This is a genomic window from Stenotrophomonas sp. 115C5, assembly GCF_056861055.1.
Window position 1 is genome coordinate 207,835 of the sequence record NZ_JBSPUQ010000002.1, and the last position, 21,257, is coordinate 229,091.

Genomic DNA, 21,257 nt, shown 5'->3' on the forward strand with positions numbered 1-21,257 from the left:
AAGCTGATTCCCCGTTGCACCGTCTACCCGATGCCAGGTGCGCCGCTGAAGATGCGTCGACCCCCGGGGCTGCACCCGGACCTGCATCGAGAGCGACCATGATCAACTGCCGTATCCGCAGCCTGGCGGCTGCCGTCCTGGCCCTGGCCAGTTCCCCCGCGCTGGCGCTGGCAGGCACGCCCCTGCTGCCCAGCGAACGCAGCATCGGTGTCATCGAGCCGGTGGCGCGATTCGAAGGTGCGATGCCCACCAGCGTGGCGGTGTCCGAGACCGGGCGGATCTTCGTCAACTTCCCGCGCTGGGGCGATGAGGTGCCCTACAGCGTGGCCGAGTGGCGTGATGGCCGCGCCGTGCCCTATCCGGATGCGCGCATCAACCGCAAGGACGGTCCCGATCCGGCGGCCCACTTCATCAGCGTGCAGAGTGTGGTGGCCGATGGCCAGGGCCGGTTGTGGGTGCTGGACACCGCCGCACCGGGCTTTTCAGCGCCGCAGGCCGGCGGCGCCAAGCTGGTGGCGATCGATCTGGCCACCAATACCGTGGCCAAGACCCTGGTGTTCCCGGCAAACGTCATCGACGCGCGCACCTACGTCAACGATGTGCGCTTCGATTTCCGTGTCGGCCGCGAGGGCGTGGCCTACGTGACCGACTCGTCACTGAGCGGCATTGGCGGCATCATCGTCATCGACCTCGCTACGGGGGCGGCATCCAAGCGTCTGATCGGTCATGTATCCACCTCGGCCGATCCCGCGTTCGTGCCGATCGTGGAGGGCCGGCAGATGCGGTTGCGCAAGGCCGACGGTTCGTCGGCACCGTTCACCGTTGCCGCCGATGGCATCGCGCTTTCGCCGGATGGAAGTACGCTGTTCTACACGCCACTGTCCAGCCGCCATCTGTACAGCGTGCCCACCGCACTGTTGCGCGACCCGAAGGTGAGCGAGGCGGCGCTGGCTGCTGCGGTCGTTGACCTCGGCGAGAAGGGCGCCTCCGATGGCATGGAGATGGATGCCAACGGGCGGCTGTACGCCAGCGACTACGAGCACAACGCCATTCATGCCCGTGATGCGCAGGGGCGCTGGACGACCGTGGTGCACGACCCGCGCATCCTGTGGCCGGATACCTTGTCGATGGGGCCGGATGGCTACCTGTACTTCACCGCCAACCAGCTGCATCGGCAGGCCGGATTCAATGGTGGCGTTGATCGCCGGCAGGCGCCGTACATGGTGTATCGCACCCGGGTGGATGCGAAGCCTGCGCCAACGCGGTGAGGTGATCGGGGCAGCGGGTGGGCGACAAAACCCCTACGGCTCGTTGAGGGCCCCCCCGATGGCAACGCACTGACGGCGCCGTCAGGCTGAAGCGCATGTCTGCCTTCTTCGACCCGGGCCGCCACGTGCAGGCCGCACTTCGTGTGCTGCTACCGCTCCGTTGCCTGGTCTGCGGTGACCCGGGCCACGATGGACTCGATCTCTGCGATGCCTGCCTGGCCGGACTGCCCTGGGCCGGCCGGGCCTGCCTGCGCTGCGCGCTGCCGTTGCCGGACACAGCGTTGATCGTCTGCGGCACCTGCCGCGAAGAGGTGCCGCCACAGGCCGCCACGCATGCCAGCCTGCTGTACCTGCCGCCGGTTGACCAGTTGCTGGTCCGCTACAAGTTCCATCAGGATCTCGCCGCTGGACGCCTGCTCGCGCAGCTGATGCAGCGCGCACCGCCGCCGTGGTCGTGCACGCCGCTGGTGCCGGTGCCGCTGCACAGGCGACGCTTGCGCCAGCGCGGCTACAACCAGGCCGGCGAGCTGTGCCGGTTGCTGCCGATGCCGGTCTGGCAGGGGGTGTACCGGCAGCGGCATACCGCACCGCAGTCTGAACGCACGGCCGAACAGCGCAGGGAAAACCTGTTCGATGCGTTCGACGTGCGTGGTTCCGTGCCCTCGCGGCTGACCGTGGTCGATGACGTGATGACCACTGGCAGCACGGTGATGGAGGTCGCCGAGACGCTGCGCCTGGCCGGCGCAGCGGAGGTGCGCGTGTGGGTCTGTGCGCGGGCACCGTGATCGCCCTCTTCATCCACAGGGGCTAGGATGAGGCCGGTTCCGGATCGGAGGAGTGGCCATGAATTCCCCCTTGTCTCCCTTGTTGTCGGCGGTTGGGCGCAGCTGGTGGATCCTGCTGCTGTACGGGCTCGTCGCACTGGGTTTTGGCATCGTTGCCATTGGCTGGCCGCTGTCCGCAGCGATGGCACTGGCGTGGACACTGGGCGTGATGGCCATCGTTGAAGGCGTCATCAGCCTGTTCGCACTGGTCAGCGGCGGCAGTGGTGCCTCGCGTGGCTGGTTGGCGCTGTATGCCATCGCTTCGCTGGGCTTCGGCATCCTTGCGGTGATCAACCCGCTGGCCACCGCCAGCGTGCTGGTGCTGTTCCTGGCCGCGTGGCTGCTGGTGGCCGGCATCTATCGCATCGTGTTCGCGATCCGCGTGCGCAAGCAGATCCAGGGCGAGTGGCTGCTGATCCTCAGTGGCGTGCTGGCGGTGGTGCTGGGCCTGCTGTTTGCCGCAAATCCCTATGCGGGCGTGGCGGTGACCACGCTGTGGATCGGTATCGGCAGCCTGCTGTATGGGCTGCTGCAGGTACTGGTGGCCTTCAAGCTGCGGAAGCTGAAGTGAGGGCTGCGCTTCCGCTGTTGCTGGGCGTGGCGTTGACCCTGACCGGATGCATGCCGGGCGCTGCGCCCGGTACCTTGGCAGGGAAGGAGCATGCGCCACGCCCCGGCGTGGATGTGCGCCTGAGTGCGGTCGATGCAGCCGGCAAGGGCAGATCGGTGCAGTGGCAGGGCGAAACCCTGGCCCTGCGCGAGCCGCCGATTGCCGGCAGTGCCGACATCGCCGATGTGCGCTACGTACTGGACGAGGCCAAGCAGCCCGGCCTGCAGATCCGCTATCGGCCCGAAGCGCACCAGCGCATCCACGATGGCACGGCAGCACGGGTCGGTCAGCGTGCGGCGCTCAGCGTGGATGGCCGCGTGCTGATGGTGGCGACGGTGCAGGGACCGTTCGGCGAATCGATGATGCTGAGCGGCTTGTCCAGCGTTGCCGAGGCGCAGGAGCTTGCGAAGCACATCACGGGCGAGTGACGGGCGCGCCAACACCCCCACGCTGCGCATGGAGGTCGACCAAGGTCGACCGCTACCGGGCGAACCGTGCCTCGATCTCTTCCAGCGACTTGCCCTTGGTCTCCGGCAGCCAGAACGCGGCCACCAGGAAGAACACGAAGGTGCACGCCGCCCAGAACACGAACATGCTGGCGTAGCCGTAGTGGCCCACCGTGGGCAGGAAGATGGCGGCGATGGTGGTGGACACGAACTGGTTGATCAGCAGCGCGATGCTCATGCCATTGGAACGGATGCGGTTCGGCATCAGCTCCGACAGTGCCAGCCACACGCACACGCCGGGGCCGACGGCGAAGAACGCGACGAACACCAGGATGCAGGTGGCCACGGCCCAGCCGTGTGCCGGTGGCGGCACCGGGCCGATACGCGCCTGTTCGATGCGCAATGGCGCCTGGCTGGCGCTGGCCGGGTCGGCAAATGGATTCAGGTGGAGTTTGCGGAAGAACGCACCGATCACGCTGTCCGGCTGCACGGTGCCGGTGCGCTCGATGCGCAGTTCGCGATCAATCAGGTTGTCGCTGCGCAGGGTGCGCACATTGGTGAAATCACCATAGGCGTACGACACGGTCAGCTGCATCGGTCGGCGCTGGCTGTCGATGCCATTGCTCAGGCGCTGCCACTGCGCGTCATCCAGCACCAGCTGCAGGCCGTCGCCGCTGACCGCCGCCTGCAGCTGAGGCTGCACATCGGCGCGTCCGCGCTCGGCCTGGAAGAACAGCGTGGCCGCCGCCAGCAGGGCCACGCAGATGCCACCACTGCCCAGCATCAGCAGGAATTTGCGGCCCTTGCGGTCGACCAGCAGCAGCGCGACCACGGTCATCACCGCGTTGAGCAGCTTGATCGCCACGTCGGCGCCGTTGGCCACTGAACCGGACAGGCCGGCCTGGTTGAGGATGTTGACCGCGTAGGCCAGCACCGAGTTGATGCCGGTGGCCTGGGTGCATGCCAGCACCACGCAGGCCAGCACGAACGGCACCACGTAGCGGCGGCTGAGCAGCGGGTCGCGCTTGCCGTCGCTGCTGCTCGATTCCGGCGCCTGGATCTGGGCCAGCGTAGGCTCGACGTCTGCGGCGGGAAGGACGCGCTGCAGGCCGCGGCGCGCTTCGTCGATGCGGCCGCGGCGCACCAGCCAGCGTGGCGATTCGGACAGCCAGAAGATGCCGGCGCAGAACAGCAGGCCTGGCGCCAGGCAGGTCCAGAAGATGGTGCGCCAGGCGTGGTCCTTCACCGTGAACAGTTCCTGCGCCTGCTGCGCGACCGGCAGCGAGCGCACGGCCTCGGCGGCGGCATCCACGGCATGGGCGTGGTACAGGCCGATCAGGGCTGCCAGCACCAGGCCAACGGTCAGCAGCAGCTGGAACATGGCCGCGCCGCGCCCGCGTCGTTCGGGGCTGAGCACTTCGGCCAGGTACAGCGGAATCACGACGCCGATCAAACCGCCACTGATGCCCTGCAGCAGGCGACCCAGCAGCAGCGGCGTGTAGCCGGAGGCCAGTGCCATGATCGGAATCGAGGCGGTGAACAGCAGGCCGGCCAGCAGCATCGCGCCGCGGCGGCCGATCAGGTCGGCAATCATGCCGGCGAACAGCGAGGACAACACGCTGCCCAGCAGCACCGCTGCCACCACGAAGCCGAGCTGCTGGCTGCTGAGCTGCCAGGCGTGGCTGGCGGTCGCTTCAAGATAGGGCAGGGCACCGGCGATGATGCCGATGTCGATGCCGTACAACAGGCCACCGAGGCCGCCGATGAAGAGCAGGTAACGTACGGGCCAGCGCGGGGCGGTGCTTGCGGTCATCGGCAGTTCCTGTGGTAGCGCCGGGCCACGCCCGGCGGCGGTTCGTCGCAGAGTGCTTTCTGTAGAGCCGAGCCATGCTCGGCTGCTTTCCGTTCCGATATCGAGGTCCCCCATGCCGCGCTTCGCGCGGTGAGCCGAGCATGGCTCGGCTCTACAGGGAGCCTGCGCGGCGTCCGGGCCGCATGGCGTGCGTCAGTTCAGATCGACCACCCGCCCGCCAATGACCACCTGCTGCAGGCGCAGTTCGGCGTCCAGCACCACCAGGTCGGCGCGGGCGTCGGGCGCGATGCGGCCGCGATCGCCCAGGCCCAGGTAGTCGGCCGGGAAGGTTGAAACGCGATGCGAGGCATCGGCCAGTTCCAATCCCACACGCACAAGGTTGCGCAGCGCCTGGTCCATGGTCAGTGCACTACCCGCCAGAGAACCGGTCGCCAGGCGCACGCAGCCGCCGCACTTGTGCACGCGCTGTTCGCCCAGCGCATACTCGCCATCGGGCATGCCGGTGGCGGCAGTCGCGTCGGTCACCGCGTACAGGCGCGGGATCGCGCGCGCGGCCAGGCGGATCACGCCGGGGTGGATGTGCTGCAGGTCGGGAATGATCTCGGCGTACTGCGCGTGCGCCAGTGCCGCCGCGGCGATGCCAGGCCGGTAGTGGTCGACGCCGGTCATGCCGTTGAACAGGTGAGTGAAGCCGGAAGCCCCGGCCTGCAGGGCAGCAACACCCTCTTCGTACGTGCCGGCGCTGTGGCCGAGCTGCACGCGAATGCCCATTGCCGCCAGCGCGGGAATCAGTGCGGTGTGCTCGCCGATTTCCGGCGCCAGCGTCATCACCCGGATCGGTGCCAGCGCGTGCAGCTGCTGCACCAGCGCCAGCGTCGCCTCGATGGTGCGGTTGGGTTGCGCGCCCAGGCGCTGCGGGCTGATGAACGGCCCTTCCAGATGTACGCCGGCAATGCAGGCGGCGTCGGCATCGGGCGCTGCCATGGTCGCGGCCACGCCGTGCAGCGCGTGCTCGATCTCATCCAGGCCGGCGGTCATGGTGGTCGCCAGCAGTGTGGTGGTACCGAAGCGCAGGTGGGTGCGGGCAATGGTGCGGGCCACGTCGCCGCCCTGCATCAGGTCGACGCCGGCCGCACCATGCACGTGCAGGTCGATGAAGCCGGGCAGGATCACCGGCAGCTGCAGGTCGTCAGCGCCGCTGTGGTCGTCCACCTGCAGCTGGCGGATGTGCGAATCGAAGTGGACGTGGCCACGCCGCCAACCCAGCGGCGTGAGGATGCGGCCATGCAGGGTGCGGGTGTCGGTCATGCAGTGGGCTCGGCGATGATCACTTCGATGCCCAGCCGCTGCAGCCCTTCACGGGTTGCGTCGTCGATGCCGGCGTCGGTGATGATGGCGTGGATCTGATCGAGAAGTGCGATGCGGTGCAGGCTGACGCGGCCGAACTTGGAGGCGTCGGTCAGCACCACGATGCGGCGCGCGCGCTCGACCATGCGGTGGTTGAGGCGGGCTTCGGCTTCATCGTGGGTGGTCAGGCCGAACTGCAGGTCCAGGCCGTCCACGCCCAGGAACAGGGTGTCGAAGCTGTAGGAGTTGAGGCTGGCTTCGGCCTGGCTGCCCTGCAGCGACAGCGACTGCTGGCGCAGCAGCCCACCGGTCAGCAGCACGTTGATGCCGGGCGCGTTGGCCAGTTCCCAGGCGATGTTCAGCCCGTTGGTCATCACCGTCACGTCGCGCTGGCTACGCAGGTGGCGGGCCAGGGTCATCGTGGTCGAGCCGGAGTCGATGATGATGTTGTCACCGGGCCGCACCAGGCGCGCGGCACAGGCGCCGATCGATTCCTTCAGCGGCAGGTTCAGTGCGTCCTTTTCGTGGATGTCCTGTTCCTGCGGCGGCGTGCGCACCAGCGTCGCACCGCCGTGGGTACGGTTGGCCAGGCCTTGCGATTCGAAGTGGGTCAGGTCGGCACGGATGGTCACCGCCGACACGCCGAAGCGCTCGACCAGATCGGCCACCTGCACCGAGCCGTGCTCGATCAGCAGCTGCAGGATCTGTTGCCGGCGGGAGCGGGTGTTGCGCATGGCCATTCTCGGTGTCGCGGGGAAAGGTAGAGATTAGCCGTTCGCAGCAACGGCGGCAGCCGCGTCTGCGTGATGCGTGCGGGTTCCGGCCTGGTTGGCGCTGCACGCACGGGCGTACTCGCCCAGGCACAGGCCGACGCGATGCTGCGCCAGCGCGGTAGGCGTATTGGCCAGGGTGCCCTCGCGCACGGCGCGGTACTGCTCCGGCAGGTACTGGCTGAGCAGTACCAGCGGCGGCGCATGCTGTTCCAGGTTGGCGAACAGGGTCTGCACCGCCTCCACCAGCGCCCGCTCGCCCCAGTAGTAGCGGCAGCGGTCGCTGAAGGAATAGCTGCGCAGCAGGCGCAGCGCTGCCTCATCGCCTTGGTAGTAGGACTGCCAGTACTTCGGCTGCGCCACCATCACTTCATCCAGCACCTGCGGCAGGCGCGAGCACTGCGCCGCCGGCAGCAGTTCGGCCTCGATCGCGGCCAGCGCGAACAGCGCTTCGCGGTAGGCGAAGGTCGCCGCCGGGCCGACCTTGAGGATGGCGAAGTGGTCGCGCACCAAGGCGTGCAGGCCACTTTCGCGCTGGTAGTCGGTGGAATGCGCTTCGAACACGATGCGCGGCTGCTGTTCGAGGAAGTCGGCCAGCGTGCTGGCGGCGGCCGGGTCGTACTCGTGCACGCTGCTGTGATCGAAATCCACGCCCGGTTGCACCACCATGGCGATCACGCGCTGCCACGCATCGCGCAGCTGCGGCGTATCGAACGCCTGCTGATGAATCGCCAGTGTCTGCGCGGCAGCGGCGGGCGTGGTCACCTGCAGGCCTTCGGCCAGCGAGGCTTCGCCACCCGGAATCGGCACTTCGGTACCGATCACGTAGACCGGCGGCGGCAGGCCATGATCGGCGGCGGTGCGTTCGGCGATCTCGGCCAGCTCGGCCGAGCGCGCGGCGACGATGGCGTCGGGCAGCGGCACCGGGTCATCGGCGCAGGACATGCTGCAATCGAGGTGGATCTTGTGGAAACCGGCGGCGACGTAGGCTTCGATCAGCACGCGCGCGTGGGTCATCGCTTCGGCGGCCGGGCGCTTCTGCCAGGCATTCGGGCCGAGGTGGTCGCCACCCAGGATCAGCCGCTCGCGCGGGAAACCTTCTTCATCGGCCAGCGTGCCCACGTATTCGCGGTACTGCGGCGGGGTCATGCCGGTGTAGCCGCCGAACTGGTCGACCTGGTTGGAGGTGGCCTCGATCAGCAGCACGGTGCCGTGCGCCAGCGCCACGTGCATGGCCGCACGCAGCACCTGCTCGTTGCTGCAGCAGACGCTGTACAGGCCGACGTTGGCACCGGCGCGGTGGGAGGCAAGCAGGGTCTGCAACGGGGACATGGTCAGGCTCCGGTCAATCAGGAAAACGAGGGTTGGCAGGCGAGCAGGGCGGCACCACGTGCGCCACCGGCATCGCCGAAGCGCGGCGGCACGATCGGCGGAACCTGCACGCCGTTGAACAGATGAGCGGCGATGGCCGCCGGCAGCTGCTGGTACAGCGGCGCGTACTGCGAGAGGCCACCGCCGAGCACGATCACGTGCGGGTCCAGCGCCAGCACCAGCGCGGCCAGGCTGTGGCCAAGCAGGTCGCGATGGATGTCCAGCGCCTTGCGCGCACGCGCATCACCGGCTTCGGCCAGGGCGATCACTGCGCTGGCGTCGGTGGCGCTGCCACCGAGATGGCGTTCGATCATCGCCACACCGCTGCCGGACACATAGCGCTCCACGCAGCCCTGCAGGCCGCAGGCGCAGTCGATCAGTGGCAGGCCATGGCGCTGCAGCAGGTGACCGGGCACGCTCCAGTGGCCCCATTCGCCCGCCAGCCCGTTGAAGCCGGACAGCAGCCGGCCCTGCAGGCAGAAGCCGCCACCGGCACCGGTGCCGAGGATGGCGCCGAACATGCTGGGGTAGCCGTCGGCGGCCCCGCCATGCGCTTCCGACAGGGCGAAGCACTGCAGGTCGTTGCCGAAGTGCAGCGGGCGTTGCAGGCGTGCCTGCAGATCCGCCGCCACGCTGTGGCCGGTCAGTGCAGGCACGTTCGCGCTGAGCTGGCGGCCGCTGCGACGATCACGCACACCGGGCAGGGCGATGCCGATGGCGGCATCACCGCGGCCCAGCGCGGCATCGGCCTCGGCGACCAGTGTCACCACCGCCTGCAGGAAGCCGTCGTAGTCGCCCTGCGGCGTGCTGACCCGGCGGCGCCAGGTGACCTGCGTCGCCGCATCGCACGCCACCAGCTCGATCTTGGTGCCGCCGATGTCGATGCCGTAGCAGGCATGGGCGATCAGCTCAGCCATGGTGGATGGTGACACCCTTGACGACGCGGTTGACGGTGCCGTCCGGGAACGGGTTGTCCGGGGTCAGGCCGAGTGCGGCCGAGCGCTGCAGCGCGAACAGCTGCGCGAAGCCCAGCCATACCGGCGCCAGCCACGGGTCGTCCAGGGCCGGCACGGTGAGGGTGTACTCGTCATCGGCACCGATGTCCGAATGCGGGCCGATCGCCAGTACCTGGCCGGCCACGCCATCGCGGCGCAGTTCTTCCAGCAGGTCCTGTTCGTAGCGGCGCGCCAGCGGCTGCACGCTGCGCAGCACCACCACCAGGGTGTTGCCATCCAGCGTCGACTTCGGGCCATGGCGGAAGCCCAGTGGTGTGTTGGCCAACGCCAGCACGCGGCCGGCGGTCAGCTCCAGCACCTTCAGCGCGGCTTCGCGTGCGAGTGCTTCCAGCGGGCCGCTGCCAAGGTAGATCACCCGGTTGAACGGGCGCTGCGCCAGCGCGGCTACCGGTGCGTCCCACTGCGCCTGGCCTTCGCGGGCGAGACCGGCAATCTGCTTCAGGCGCGCCACGCGCGCATCCCACGGCGAACGATCGAACACGGTCAGTGCGGCCAGCAGCATGCAGGTCAGGCTGCTGGTCATGGCGAAGGCGCGGTCGCAGCTGGCCGACGGCATCAGCAGGGTGCAGGTATCGGCACGGCCGGCGCCACGACGGGCCAGTTCGCCATCGGCGTTGCAGGTGATGTCGAGGAAGCGCGCGTCATCCACGTCGCTGCGCACGCGGTCCACCGCGGCCACGCTCTCCGGGCTGGAGCCGCTGCGGCCGAACGAGACCAGCAGGGTCGGGCGGTCGCGCTGCAGGTACAGCGCCGGGTGGGTCAGCAGGCTGGTGGTGTGCACCACGCGCACATCAGCTGGCCACTGCGCGTTGATCGCATCGGCCACCATTTCGGCAATGAAGCCGGAGCTGCCGGCGCCGGTGAACAGCACGCGCTGGTTGGGGTCGCTGAGGCTGTCGCCGAGGAAGGCCTGCAGGCGGTCGCGGGCACGCGACAGGTCCTGTGCGAGGGCCTCCCACAGCGCAGGCTGCTGGGCGATTTCGGTAGCGGTATCGGCTCCGCCAAGGCGCTGCCAGGCGGACACATCGGAAAGCAGGGTGACGTCCATTCGGAGGTTCCAGTTGGGCCAGCGCACCATCAGCGTTTTCTTTCGAAATGTCAAACAGCGAAAGTAAAAAGAAAGAAAATGGGTGGATGACTTTCCAGTCGCGACGTGCCTGGAAAAACGAAAGGATCGACGAAATGCCGTATCGCACAATGCTTAACAGGCGGCTGCAAGCGCTTACACAAAGTATTGCAATGCAACAACTTTCGTTTCAATGGAATATATCTTCCTTTTTCCTTTCAATTTGTTGACATCTTTCGAATCGCTGCCCTAGAGTCGGCCCAACCGCTTTCGAAACGCCCGGTGAACGGGTTGGGAGTCCGTGTGGAAATCTGCGTTCGTCGCTCGCCGCTGATGCTGGCCCTGTTGCCGGCATTGATGTTGGCGTCCATGCCGGCCCAGGCCGAGCCGGCCGGCAACCTGCGTTCGGTTGCCGCCAGCGCCAGCCGCGACGGCGTGCAGGGCTGGGACCTGCAGACCGACAAGGGCGCGCGCATCCGCATCGAACTGCCGGCCACCGACATCATCCGCGTGCAGGCTGGCCGCAACGGCACGCTGACCGGTGCCGGCGACAAGGCTGCACCGATCGTGCTGCCGCAGCCCAAGGCGAACGTGCAGGCGCAGCTGGAAGAAGACGCGCAGGAAATCCGCGTGCGCACTGATGCACTGGTGCTGCATGTACAGCGGCAGCCGCTGCGCATGCGCCTGGAACGGCTGGACAACGGCCAGCCCACCGCGCTGTGGCAGGAACTGCAGCCGCTGGACCTGGATGCTGCGCAGAGCGTGCAGGTGCTGTCCTCGCAGGCCGATGAAGGCTATTTCGGTGGCGGCCAGCAGAACGGCCGCTACCAGTTCAAGGGCCGCGAGCTGGAGGTGTCCTATTCCGGCGGTTGGGAAGAGGGCGACCGCCCCAGCCCAGCACCGATGCTGCTGAGCAGCCGTGGCTGGGGCATGCTGCGCAATACCTGGAGCGATGGCAGCTACGATCTGCGCCAGAGCGACCAGGCCACACTGCTGCATCGCGAAGACCGCTTCGATGCCTATTACTTCGTCGGCGCCGACCTGCCGAAACTGATCGAGCGCTACACCCAGCTGACTGGCCGCCCGAACATGGTCGCGCGCTGGGCGCTATCCTACGGCGACGCCGATTGCTACAACGATGGCGACAACAGCAAGAAGCCCGGCACCGTGCCCGAAGGCTGGAGCGACGGCCCGACCGGCACCACCCCCGATGTGATCGACAGCGTGGCCAAGCAGTACCGCGCCCACGACATGCCCGGTGGCTGGATCCTGCCCAACGACGGCTACGGCTGCGGTTACAAGCAGTTGCCGGAAACCGTGAAGGGGCTGGCCGGCTACGGTTTCCGCACCGGACTGTGGACCGAGAACGGCGTCGACAAGATCGCCTGGGAAGTGGGCAAGGCCGGCAGCCGCGCACAGAAGCTGGACGTGGCCTGGACCGGCAAGGGCTACCAGTTTGCGATGGATGCCAACCGCCAGGCGTTCAACGGCATCCTCGACAATTCCGATTCGCGCCCGTTCCTGTGGACGGTGATGGGCTGGGCCGGCATCCAGCGCTATGCAGTGGCCTGGACCGGCGACCAGAGCAGCAGCTGGGATTACATCCGCTGGCACGTGCCGACCCTGGTCGGCTCCGGCCTGTCCGGCATGGCCTATGCCAGCGGTGACGTCGATGCGATCTTCGGCGGCAGCGCCGAGACCTTCACCCGCGACCTGCAGTGGAAGGCGTTCACACCGGTACTGATGGGCATGAGCGGCTGGTCGTCGAACGCACGCAAGCATCCGTGGTGGTACGACGAGCCCTACCGCAGCATCAACCGCGATTACCTGAAGTTGAAGATGCGCCTGACCCCGTACATGTACGGTCTGGTGCACGAGGCCGCGCAGACCGGCGCGCCGCCGGTGCGTGGCCTGATGTGGGATAACCCGCGCGATCCGCATGCGCAGGATGAAACCTACAAGTACCAGTTCCTGCTCGGCCGCGATCTGCTGGTGGCGCCGGTGTACCGCAGCCAGGCCGCCAGCCGTGGCTGGCGCCGCGACATTCACCTGCCGGCCGGCGGCTGGATCGACTACTGGGATGGCCGCCGCGTGCAGGCCGCCGCCGACGGCCGCCAGCTCGACCGCCAGGTGGACCTGGCCACGCTGCCGGTGTTCGTGCGTGCCGGTGCGATCCTGCCGATGTACCCGTCGATGCTGTTCGACGGCGAGAAGCCGCTGGATGAAGTGACGTTCGACCTGTACCCGCAGGGCGAGTCGCAGTACACGCTGTACGAAGACGACGGCAACACCCGCCGCTACCAGCAGGGCGAGTCGAGCACGCAGGTGATCCGCGTGCAGGCGCCGGCGCAGGGCAGTGGCCCGGTGCAGGTGCAGATCGATGCGGTGCAGGGCCAGTACAGCGGCCAGCTGCCGCAGCGCCGCTACGGCCTGCGCGTGCTCAGCCGCCAGGCACCGCGTGCGGTGCAGGCCGCTGGCCGCGCGCTGCCGGCGCTGGCTGATGCCGCTGCGTTCAACGCTGCTGCTGAAGGATGGTACTTCGATGCCGCCGAACGCCGCGGCACGCTGCATGTGCGCACCGCCACCCAGGACATCCGCCAGCCGCTGCAGCTACAGCTGGACTTCGCGGTGGCTGCGGCGGTCGCCGACGATACCTATCCGGCCGCACCCGTACTCGGCCGCGAACTGCCGGCCGACAGCCTGCTGGTGGTCAACCGCCCGGCCGAAGAGCCTGGCCATGCGCTGGAAAATGCCTTCGACGACGATCCGGCTACCTGGTTCCGCAGTGTGCGCAACCAGGCCGTGCGCACCGGTGCCCACGAATGGGTGGTGGGCTTCGGCGAGCGGAAGATGATCGATGGCATCGACATTGCGCCACGCAACGACAAGAACTGGAAGCACGGCCAGGTACGCGACTACGAGGTCTACCTGGGCGACAGCAATGGCGAGTGGGGCGAGCCGATCGCCCGTGGCCGCCTGCAGCTGAAGGAAGGCGTGCAGCGCATCGACTTCCCGGCCCACGCCGGCCGCCTGCTGCGCTTCCGCGTGCTGAGCGTGCAGAACCCCGAAGGCGACGGTGCCAGCAGCACCGACCCGATGGTCACCGCCGCACAGGGCAGTGCCCGCGCCTTTGATGCGCTCCAGCCGCGCGACGTCGGCCCGATCGCACTGTCCACCTTCTACATTCTCGAACACCAGGAACCGGAGCGACCGGCCCGGCAGCGCTATCTCTCCGAGCTGCCGGTGCCGGCCGCGCTGGCCAGCCAGGTGCGCGCCGACCAGTCGTTCCGTGGCGATGCCGGCATGCGCATGAACGGCCTGCAGTTCCGCCGTGGCCTGGGCGTCGGCGCCAACAGCCGCATCGACCTGCGCCTGCAGGGCGGCTGGCACCTGCTGCGTGCCGACCTCGGCATCGACGACGCCTGCCGCAACGCCGGTGGCCTGCAGTTCCAGGTCTGGGGTGACAACCGCCTGCTGTACGACAGCGGCCTGGTGAAGGCACCCGGCGTGGTCAAGCCGGAGCTGGACATCCGTGGCCTTTCCAGCCTGAGCCTGCGCACGCTGGGTGCGCAGGGCAGCCAACCCGCCCAGGTCTGTGCCAACTGGGCCAACGCCGTGCTGATCGGCCAGGAGGGCGACTCCGCCAGCATCGTCGCCCCATGACCCCCTCGTAACACCGCTCCTCCCCCCGCCCATTCCGACTACGGCCCTCATGGCCGTGGCCCGGGAGCGTTTTGCCCGCCGAACGCCCACGCGCTCACCATTCGCGCCGCACCCCTGCCAGGAGAGAACCCCGATGTTGCCCGCCCGCCACCACCGCCCCCCCTGTCGTTCGATCGCTCCGCTGTCGCTGGCCATTGCCGGCGTGCTGCTGTCGGTCGCCGTTCCTGCCTTCGCCCAGGAGAGCAAGGACAAGGCCACCGACCTGGCCCGCATCGAGGTCACCGGCTCCAACATCCGCCGCACCGACGTGGAAACCGCGTCGCCGGTGCAGGTGATCAGCAAGCAGGACATCCAGAACATGGGTGCGCGCACGCTGTTGCAGGTGCTCGACAACCTGCCTGCCGCACGCCCGGCGCAGCAGGATGCGCGTTCGTTGTTCACCGGTTCCGACGGTGCTTCGCAGGCCAACCTGCGCGGCCTCGGTGCCCAGGGAACGCTGGTGCTGCTGAATGGTCGTCGCCTGTCGTACTACGGCGCGCCGGCCGGCTTCCAGACCCAGTTCGTCAACATCGACGCGATTCCGGCTGCGGCCATCGAACGCATGGAAGTGCTGACCGACGGCGCTTCGGCCGTGTACGGCACCGACGCGGTGGCCGGCGTGATCAACGTGATCACCAAGCGCAACTTCCAGGGCGCCGAGGTCAGCTTCACCAACGACACCTCCTCGCGCATCGACTCCTATGGCGAGCGCCAGGCCAGCATCACCGCCGGTTTCGGTGACCTGGCCGAGAACCGCTTCAACATCTACGGCGCGGTGAACATGTACCGCCGCGACGCGATTCCGCTGAGCGACTTCTACGACAAGCGGCCCGACCAGTACTACGTCAACAATCCGAACTACCTCAACAACCTGCGCCTGGGCGTGGGCAGCAAGCCGGGCGAGTTCAACCCGGGCAGCTACTTCGCCTTCGATCCGGTCACCGGCCGCCGTGTGCAGGAAGCTGCGCCGGGCTGCAAGAACGTGCTGACCAGTGAAGCGGCCGGCCCGCGTTGCGTCTGGGAAACCTGGATGAACAACGAGATCGATGCCGGCGCCAAATCCGAGCGCAACACCGCCTACCTCAACGGCACCTTCCTGGTCGGTGACAGCACCGAGATCTTTGCCGAGGCGACCTACACCGACATCGACCTGCGCGCCAACGGCGGCACGCCGCGCACCTACGGCACCACCACCGGCAACCCGACCAGCTGGTTCTCGCGCAACACCGGCAACACCGTCAACCAGTTCCTGTACCCGTTCCTGGGCCCGAACAACGAGTATAACCACGCCAGCCCGCAGATGAAGGCCATGATGGGCGGCGTGGTCGGCCTGAACTACCTGCTGCAGGATGCCGGCCCGAACTACTTCGGCCAGCGCAATACCGACAAGAGCTACCGCGTGCTGGCCGGTGCGCGTGGCAACCGGGGTGACTGGAACTGGGAGACCGCCTTCGCCAGCGCCGGTACCCACTCCACCACGTACCAGACGATCAACGTCAACATCAAGGGCTTCGAGAAGGCGTTCGGCCCGTACTCGGTCGATCCGACCACCGGCCGCGTGATCATCTCCGACCACCCGGCATACAAGTTCGGTGAGATCAGCGAAGCCAACGCTGCATTGATCCGTGAAGCGTTCCCGACCTTCGACATCCAGTCGTGGACCCGTCTGCACACCCTGGACGGCAAGATCGAAGGCCCGCTGTTCCAGCTGCCGGCTGGTGAAATGCGCGCCGCGTTCGGCTTCAACGCCAGCCGCGAGACCTTCTACACCCCGGGCAACGCCGATGCGGCCAACGGCCTGATCTCCCAGCAGGGCGGCTCCTGGTTCGACGGCAAGCGCAACACCTACGCGCTGTTCGCCGAGACCGTGGCACCGATCACCGACAAGCTGGAACTGGATGCGGCGGTGCGCGTGGACAAGTACCCGAACTTCAGCGCCAACGTCGCGCCGAAGATCGGCTTCAAGTACCAGGCGTTCGACCAGCTGATGCTGCGCGGTACCTACTCCACCGGTTTCCGTGCACCGAGCCTGGCCGAGTCCGGCAACGGCGGCGTGTTCGCGCAGCTGGGTGGCTACCGCGACGAGCTGCGCTGCAACGAGACCAACGCCATCGCCAACCTGCTGCTGCGCTCGCAGCGTCCGGGCGATGTCGACCTGGGCAAGAACCTGCTGAACGTGGATTGCAGCCGCACCGTGGCGCGCATGACCCAGCCGAACAAGAACCTGAAGCCGGAGAAGGCGAAGATCGCCACCCTCGGCTTCGTCTACGAGCCGGCGACCTGGCTGTCGGTGTCGGCCGACTACTGGTTCATCTATCGCGACAATGAAATCGTCGCGCCGGACTACCGCCGCATGGAAGACATCATCTCCTCGTCGCGCTCGCCGATCACCGACAGTGACCGCGCCAACCTGGCACAGCTGGCGGCGATGTGTGCCGATCCGGCCAGTGGCGTGAGCTGCCCGTCGGTGCTGCCGGGCTACTCCGCCGGCAACGTGGCCAGCGTGGTGGGCCAGTACAAGAACCGTGGCAAGACGCTGATCGACGGCTTCGACATCGATGCGCGCAGCCGCTTCTCGCTGGGTGACTGGGGCAACCTGAACATCGGCCTGGCTGCCACCATCGCCAACCGCAACCGCTTCTACATGGATGAAGCCAACGGCTGGTACTACGGCGACGTGGTGGGCTACTACAACAACCCGCGCCTGCGTGCCACGCTCAATGCCGACTGGACCTACAAGCAGGTCACCACCAGCATGTTCGTCAACTACGTGGGCGGCACCAAGTGGGCCACCGACCAGGTTGATGAGGTGAGCAACAACAAGGAAACCTGCACCGGCGGCTACCTGGCCCTGCAGAAGAGCAAATGCGACGGTGCGCCGTCGTGGTGGACCGCCAACATGAGCGTCACCTGGCGCCCGGATGATGCGTGGAACCTGAGCTTCACCGTCAAGAACCTGTTCAACCGCCTGCCGTTCTACGATCCGAACAGCTTCCTGGGTGACTCCAGTGACTACGCGACCATCTTTGGTCGTGGTTACAGTGTGACCATCGGCTACCGGTTCAAGTAATTCCGTTTGCGTGACCTGGCGTGCCGGCTGCGGCCGGCACGCTGCCAAGAGGAGAGATGTTTGCCATGAAGCGTAGGGAATTCATCGCGGCCAGTGCCGCTGTCGCCGCCAGCAGCCTGCTGCCGCAGACCCCGGCATGGGCACGCGGGCGCAAGGTGCGCCTGGCCATGATCGGTACCGGCATGCGTGGCCTGGTGCTGCTGAAGGAACTGGTGCGCCGCGACGACGTCGAGGTGGTCGCCGTCTGCGATATCGAGCCGATCATGCTCGGCCGCGCCGTGGAGATGGTGACCAAGGCCGGCAAGCCGGCCCCGAAGACCTACGGCCAGGATCGCGACACCAATGCCTGGAAGCGCCTGCTGGATCAGAAGGGCATCGATGGCGTGATCATCGCCACGCCGTGGGAATACCACGCGCCGATGGCGATTGCCGCGATGCAGGCCGGCGTGGCCGTGGGCTGTGAAGTGGTGGCCGGCATCACCCTGCAGGACCACTGGGACGTGCTGAAGACGCAGCTGTCCACCGGCACTCCGTACATGCTGCTGGAAAACGTCTGCTACCGCCGCGATGTGATGGCCGCCCTGCAGATGGTCCGGCAGGGCCTGTTCGGCGAACTGGTACACCTGCAGGCCGGCTACCAGCACGACCTGCGCGGGGTTAAGTTCAACTCCGGCGACCCGAACCAGCCCTACGACAGCGGCGTGGAATTCGGCCCCAAGGGCTGGAGCGAAGCACGCTGGCGTACCGAGCATTCGGTGGAACGCAACGGCGAGCTGTACCCCAGCCACGGCATCGGCCCGTGCGCGATGTACACCGGCATCAACCGTGGCAACCGCTTCACCCACATCAACGCGTTCGCGACCAAGGCACGCGGCCTGCACGAATACACCGTGGCCAAGAGTGGTGGCACCACCCACCCCAGCACCAAGGTGAAGTTCAAGCTCGGCGATATCGTCACCACCACGCTGGCCTGCGAGAACGGCGAGACCATCCTGCTGCAGCACGACACCTCGCTGCCGCGCCCGTACTCGATGGGCTTCCGCGTACAGGGCACCAAGGGCCTGTGGATGGACGTGAACCATTCGATCCACATCGAAGGCCGCAGCCCGCCGCACCAGTGGGAAGAGTTCAAGAAGTACCAGGACGAGTATGAGCACCCGCTGTGGAAGCAGAATGCCGAGACCGCTGCCAGCGCCGGCCACGGTGGCATGGATTGGTTCGTCATCCACGCGTTTGTGGAAGCGCTGAAGGCCAAGGCGCCGATGCCGATCGACATCTACGATGCGGTGACGTGGAGCGCGATCACCCCGCTGAGCGAGCAGTCGATCGCCAATAGTTTCCAGACGCTGGAGTTCCCGGACTTCACCGCTGGCGCGTGGAAGCAGCGCAAGCCGATTTTTGCGTTCGACGGCAAGTATTGATCTGCTTTTTGTAGAGTCGAGCCATGCTCGACTGGTTTGAACGCAACGCCGGGCACTGCCCGGCGTTGCTGCTTATGGCGCCCCCCCTGCCAAGCGCATGCTAGGCTCGGCTTCGTGCCCGACAGTTGATGTCAATCGACAGAGAGGAGCTGCCTGATGCGCCTGCTGACCTTCACCTGTCCACTTTGCGGCGCAGCAGGGCAGCGGTTTCCACGGCGTTCCGCATGGAAACGCCAAGCGAGGGTGACTTGCCGTGGGTGTGGCGTGGTGCTGCGCTCGGATCCCCGCTTGGGTCTGCACACGCTCTATCTGCTGTATACGCAGGTCATCGTAATGCTGGCTGCGTTGCCCATGATCTGGGCCTATGCCTCGGGCCGTTGGCTCTGGCTGGCTGCGATCTGGGCCGTGGTGTTCGCGTTGTCCTGGTTCCCCGGCGTGATCAGGCACGCACGAAGCCCGATCGTGCGCGCCTGGCGCGATCCCGATTACAGCTATGCGCGCAGGCCGGGCGCTACCGCTGCGTGCGCCGCTGCAGACCCTGGGCGGGGTAGCGATGTGCCAGGTGCCAGCCCATGATCCGGCCGAACATTCTGCTCCTGACCGCAAGCGTGGCCGCGTGTGCATCGCACCCGGCCGATGCGGTGCAGTGTCCCGAGGCCACGATCACCTACATCGGCAGTGAAACCGTGGATGCCGTGGTCCTTGGCAGGTTCCAGATCGCTACGGAGGGATCGCAGGCACTACGGCTGCCACTGGCCAGCGTGGATCGGCAGGCGCATGCACACGCGGTATCGACCGATATCCGCGACGAACACGGCCTGGCTTGGCGTCCCTTCAGTGTTGTTCTGGAAGAGCTCAAGCCGCCGGCTGCGGACCTGGTGGTTACACGTGGTGAGATTGAAACCTTCCTGTACGACGGCAAGGGCGCCTTCCTGCCCGGTGCCGTGCAGAAAGGGCAGACGCTTTCCATCGTCGTGCGCGATCTTCAAGGTTGCGCACATCGCTCGAAGCCGTTCGCTCCTGAACCGCGTTGACGTGGAAGCGCAAGCGAGAGGCCCGGAGTGACGGGTACGAGCAGGGGAAGATGGCGCGCCCGGAGGGATTCGAACCCCCGACCAATGGCTTCGGAAGCCACTACTCTATCCGGCTGAGCTACGGGCGCGTTGTACTGCCACTACCGGTTACCCGGTGGTAGCCGGGGATTCTAGCGAACTCCGCGGGAAAAATCTGCCCTGGCGGCTAGGGCGTGGCCTGCCAGGGGAGGGGGCTTCGTCGTCAGAGGCCCTGGTGTCAGTCGTTTCCGAACAGATCCCGGGTATAGACCTTCTCCGAAACGTCCGTAATCTCAGGCGACAGCCGATTGGCCAGGATCACGTCGCACTCGGCCTTGAAGCGCTCCAAGTCGTTGTTGACCCGGGAGTTATAGAAGAGCGGAGCCTGCAGGACCGGCTCGTGGACGACTACCTCGATGCCCTTGGCCTTGATGCGCTTCATCACGCCCTGGATGGCCGAGGCGCGGAAGTTGTCCGAGCCGGATTTCATGACCAGACGATAGATGCCGACCACCTTGGGCGAACGCCGGATCACCTCCTCGGCGATGAAATCCTTGCGGGTGCGGTTGGCTTCCACGATGGCGTGGATCAGGTTCTGCGGCACGTCGCTGTAGTTGGCCAGCAGCTGCTTCGTGTCCTTCGGCAGGCAGTAGCCGCCGTAGCCGAACGAAGGGTTGTTGTAATGGCTGCCGATGCGCGGATCCAGGCTCACGCCATCAATGATCTGGCGCGTGTCCAGCCCGTGCGACGCAGCGTAGGTGTCCAGTTCGTTGAAATAGGCAACGCGCATGGCGAGGTAGGTGTTGGCGAACAGCTTGATCGCCTCGGCCTCGGTGGAATCGGTGAACAGCGTAGGTACGTTCTTGCTCACCGCGCCTTCCTGAAGCAACCCGGCAAACGCTTCCGCACGCTCGGAGCGTTCACCCACGATGATGCGACTGGGGTGAAGGTTGTCGTACAGCGCCTTCCCTTCGCGCAGGAATTCGGGTGAGAAGATGATGTTGCGGGTGCCGAAGCGTTCGCGAAGCTCGTCCGTGCAGCCCACCGGGATGGTCGACTTGATGACCATCACCGCATCAGGGTTGATTGCCACGACATCGCGGACAACCGATTCCACCGACCCGGTATTGAAATAGTTGCTCTGCGGATCATAGTCCGTGGGCGTGGCGATGATCACGAACGCGGCACCGGCATAAGCATCCTGCGGATCGAGCGTCGCCCGGAGATTCAGAGACCGCTGCGCCAGATACTCCTCGATCTCGCGATCTTCGATGGGAGCCTTGCGGGAGTTGAGCAGCTGGACGCGCCCCGCATCAATGTCGAGCGCCACTACCTCGTGATTCTGCGCAAGCAGAACGGCATTGGAGAGGCCAACGTAGCCGGTGCCGACGACGGAAATTTTCAATTGAGTTTCCCAGATACCATGGCGCCAGGTGAACTGCGCATTCAGAGAAATTGAAAGCTGAGGATCAAGAATTCAT

The 21,257-nt window shown here is 66.7% G+C and carries 16 protein-coding genes and 1 tRNA gene; 9 read left to right on the forward strand and 8 right to left on the reverse strand.

Going from position 1 to position 21,257, the window contains the following annotated elements:
* Window positions 1-98: 98 nt before the first annotated feature.
* The 4 genes from AC13FN_RS04370 to AC13FN_RS04385 all read left to right on the forward strand — a co-directional run bounded on the left by AC13FN_RS04370 (window position 99) and on the right by AC13FN_RS04385 (window position 3,130).
* A complete protein-coding gene (locus tag AC13FN_RS04370) occupies window positions 99-1,268 on the forward strand; it encodes an L-dopachrome tautomerase-related protein (RefSeq protein WP_054172730.1) in 1,170 nt (389 codons plus the stop codon).
* A 95-nt stretch (window positions 1,269-1,363) separates the two neighbouring features.
* A complete protein-coding gene (locus AC13FN_RS04375; RefSeq protein WP_010482160.1) occupies window positions 1,364-2,053 on the forward strand; it encodes a ComF family protein in 690 nt (229 codons plus the stop codon).
* A 58-nt stretch (window positions 2,054-2,111) separates the two neighbouring features.
* A complete protein-coding gene (locus tag AC13FN_RS04380) occupies window positions 2,112-2,663 on the forward strand; it encodes an HdeD family acid-resistance protein (RefSeq protein WP_006399985.1) in 552 nt (183 codons plus the stop codon).
* Complete coding sequence (locus tag AC13FN_RS04385) at window positions 2,660-3,130, forward strand: SecDF P1 head subdomain-containing protein (RefSeq protein WP_482984572.1); 471 nt, start codon at window positions 2,660-2,662, stop codon at window positions 3,128-3,130. The genes AC13FN_RS04380 and AC13FN_RS04385 overlap by 4 nt, the downstream gene beginning before the upstream one ends.
* Window positions 3,131-3,182: 52 nt before the next feature.
* Here the strand turns inward: AC13FN_RS04385 and AC13FN_RS04390 are convergent, their stop codons facing one another.
* The 6 genes from AC13FN_RS04390 to AC13FN_RS04415 form a co-directional block, all read right to left on the reverse strand.
* Window positions 3,183-4,961, reverse strand: a complete 1,779-nt coding sequence (locus AC13FN_RS04390; RefSeq protein ID WP_482984573.1) for an MFS transporter — start codon at window positions 4,959-4,961, stop codon at window positions 3,183-3,185.
* A gap of 192 nt (window positions 4,962-5,153) precedes the next feature.
* Entirely contained in the window at window positions 5,154-6,269 is a 1,116-nt protein-coding gene (locus AC13FN_RS04395; protein ID WP_049435778.1) for an N-acetylglucosamine-6-phosphate deacetylase, read from the reverse strand.
* Window positions 6,266-7,042, reverse strand: a complete 777-nt coding sequence (locus AC13FN_RS04400) for a DeoR family transcriptional regulator (protein WP_043399720.1) — start codon at window positions 7,040-7,042, stop codon at window positions 6,266-6,268. Before AC13FN_RS04400 ends, AC13FN_RS04395 begins: the two co-directional genes overlap by 4 nt.
* Window positions 7,043-7,075: 33 nt before the next feature.
* Entirely contained in the window at window positions 7,076-8,410 is a 1,335-nt protein-coding gene (locus AC13FN_RS04405; RefSeq protein WP_482984574.1) for a D-tagatose-bisphosphate aldolase, class II, non-catalytic subunit, read from the reverse strand.
* A gap of 17 nt (window positions 8,411-8,427) precedes the next feature.
* The gene (locus tag AC13FN_RS04410) at window positions 8,428-9,366 is read right to left on the reverse strand and encodes an ROK family protein (RefSeq protein WP_482984575.1); all 939 of its coding nucleotides are present in this window, start codon (window positions 9,364-9,366) and stop codon (window positions 8,428-8,430) included.
* Window positions 9,359-10,513 (reverse strand): SIS domain-containing protein, encoded by a 1,155-nt coding sequence (locus tag AC13FN_RS04415; protein WP_281055736.1) that lies wholly within the window; start codon window positions 10,511-10,513, stop codon window positions 9,359-9,361. Before AC13FN_RS04415 ends, AC13FN_RS04410 begins: the two co-directional genes overlap by 8 nt.
* A 321-nt stretch (window positions 10,514-10,834) precedes the next feature.
* Between AC13FN_RS04415 and AC13FN_RS04420 the strand changes: the two genes are divergently transcribed.
* The 5 genes from AC13FN_RS04420 to AC13FN_RS04440 all read left to right on the forward strand — a co-directional run bounded on the left by AC13FN_RS04420 (window position 10,835) and on the right by AC13FN_RS04440 (window position 19,758).
* Window positions 10,835-14,194 carry a TIM-barrel domain-containing protein gene (locus AC13FN_RS04420; RefSeq protein WP_482984576.1) on the forward strand — a complete coding sequence of 1,120 codons (3,360 nt, stop codon included), beginning with the start codon at window positions 10,835-10,837 and terminating at the stop codon, window positions 14,192-14,194.
* A gap of 133 nt (window positions 14,195-14,327) precedes the next feature.
* The gene (locus AC13FN_RS04425; protein ID WP_262088849.1) at window positions 14,328-17,303 is read left to right on the forward strand and encodes a TonB-dependent receptor domain-containing protein; all 2,976 of its coding nucleotides are present in this window, start codon (window positions 14,328-14,330) and stop codon (window positions 17,301-17,303) included.
* 65 nt (window positions 17,304-17,368) lie between these two features.
* A complete protein-coding gene (locus AC13FN_RS04430) occupies window positions 17,369-18,724 on the forward strand; it encodes a Gfo/Idh/MocA family protein (RefSeq protein ID WP_159360685.1) in 1,356 nt (451 codons plus the stop codon).
* A gap of 156 nt (window positions 18,725-18,880) precedes the next feature.
* Window positions 18,881-19,300 carry a hypothetical protein gene (locus AC13FN_RS04435; protein ID WP_281055734.1) on the forward strand — a complete coding sequence of 140 codons (420 nt, stop codon included), beginning with the start codon at window positions 18,881-18,883 and terminating at the stop codon, window positions 19,298-19,300.
* A complete protein-coding gene (locus AC13FN_RS04440) occupies window positions 19,297-19,758 on the forward strand; it encodes a hypothetical protein (RefSeq protein WP_049435771.1) in 462 nt (153 codons plus the stop codon). Before AC13FN_RS04435 ends, AC13FN_RS04440 begins: the two co-directional genes overlap by 4 nt.
* A gap of 51 nt (window positions 19,759-19,809) precedes the next feature.
* Here the strand turns inward: AC13FN_RS04440 and AC13FN_RS04445 are convergent.
* Window positions 19,810-19,886: transfer RNA gene (locus AC13FN_RS04445), tRNA-Arg, on the reverse strand.
* A 128-nt stretch (window positions 19,887-20,014) separates the two neighbouring features.
* Window positions 20,015-21,181, reverse strand: coding sequence for a nucleotide sugar dehydrogenase (locus AC13FN_RS04450; RefSeq protein WP_197643984.1), 1,167 nt, complete (start codon window positions 21,179-21,181; stop codon window positions 20,015-20,017).
* Between the last annotated feature and the right edge of the window lie 76 nt (window positions 21,182-21,257).

Excerpts from the sequence above, each read along its gene's own strand:
- AC13FN_RS04370 (WP_054172730.1), top strand. The coding sequence starts at position 99 with ATGATCAACTGCCGTATCCGCAGCCTGGCGGCTGCCGTCCTGGCCCTG.
- AC13FN_RS04375 (WP_010482160.1), top strand. The coding sequence starts at position 1,364 with ATGTCTGCCTTCTTCGACCCGGGCCGCCACGTGCAGGCCGCACTTCGT.
- AC13FN_RS04380 (WP_006399985.1), top strand. The coding sequence starts at position 2,112 with ATGAATTCCCCCTTGTCTCCCTTGTTGTCGGCGGTTGGGCGCAGCTGG.
- AC13FN_RS04390 (WP_482984573.1), bottom strand. The coding sequence starts at position 4,961 with ATGACCGCAAGCACCGCCCCGCGCTGGCCCGTACGTTACCTGCTCTTC.
- AC13FN_RS04395 (WP_049435778.1), bottom strand. The coding sequence starts at position 6,269 with ATGACCGACACCCGCACCCTGCATGGCCGCATCCTCACGCCGCTGGGT.
- AC13FN_RS04400 (WP_043399720.1), bottom strand. The coding sequence starts at position 7,042 with ATGCGCAACACCCGCTCCCGCCGGCAACAGATCCTGCAGCTGCTGATC.
- AC13FN_RS04405 (WP_482984574.1), bottom strand. The coding sequence starts at position 8,410 with ATGTCCCCGTTGCAGACCCTGCTTGCCTCCCACCGCGCCGGTGCCAAC.
- AC13FN_RS04410 (WP_482984575.1), bottom strand. The coding sequence starts at position 9,366 with ATGGCTGAGCTGATCGCCCATGCCTGCTACGGCATCGACATCGGCGGC.
- AC13FN_RS04415 (WP_281055736.1), bottom strand. The coding sequence starts at position 10,513 with ATGGACGTCACCCTGCTTTCCGATGTGTCCGCCTGGCAGCGCCTTGGC.
- AC13FN_RS04425 (WP_262088849.1), top strand. The coding sequence starts at position 14,328 with ATGTTGCCCGCCCGCCACCACCGCCCCCCCTGTCGTTCGATCGCTCCG.
- AC13FN_RS04430 (WP_159360685.1), top strand. The coding sequence starts at position 17,369 with ATGAAGCGTAGGGAATTCATCGCGGCCAGTGCCGCTGTCGCCGCCAGC.
- AC13FN_RS04435 (WP_281055734.1), top strand. The coding sequence starts at position 18,881 with ATGCGCCTGCTGACCTTCACCTGTCCACTTTGCGGCGCAGCAGGGCAG.
- AC13FN_RS04440 (WP_049435771.1), top strand. The coding sequence starts at position 19,297 with ATGATCCGGCCGAACATTCTGCTCCTGACCGCAAGCGTGGCCGCGTGT.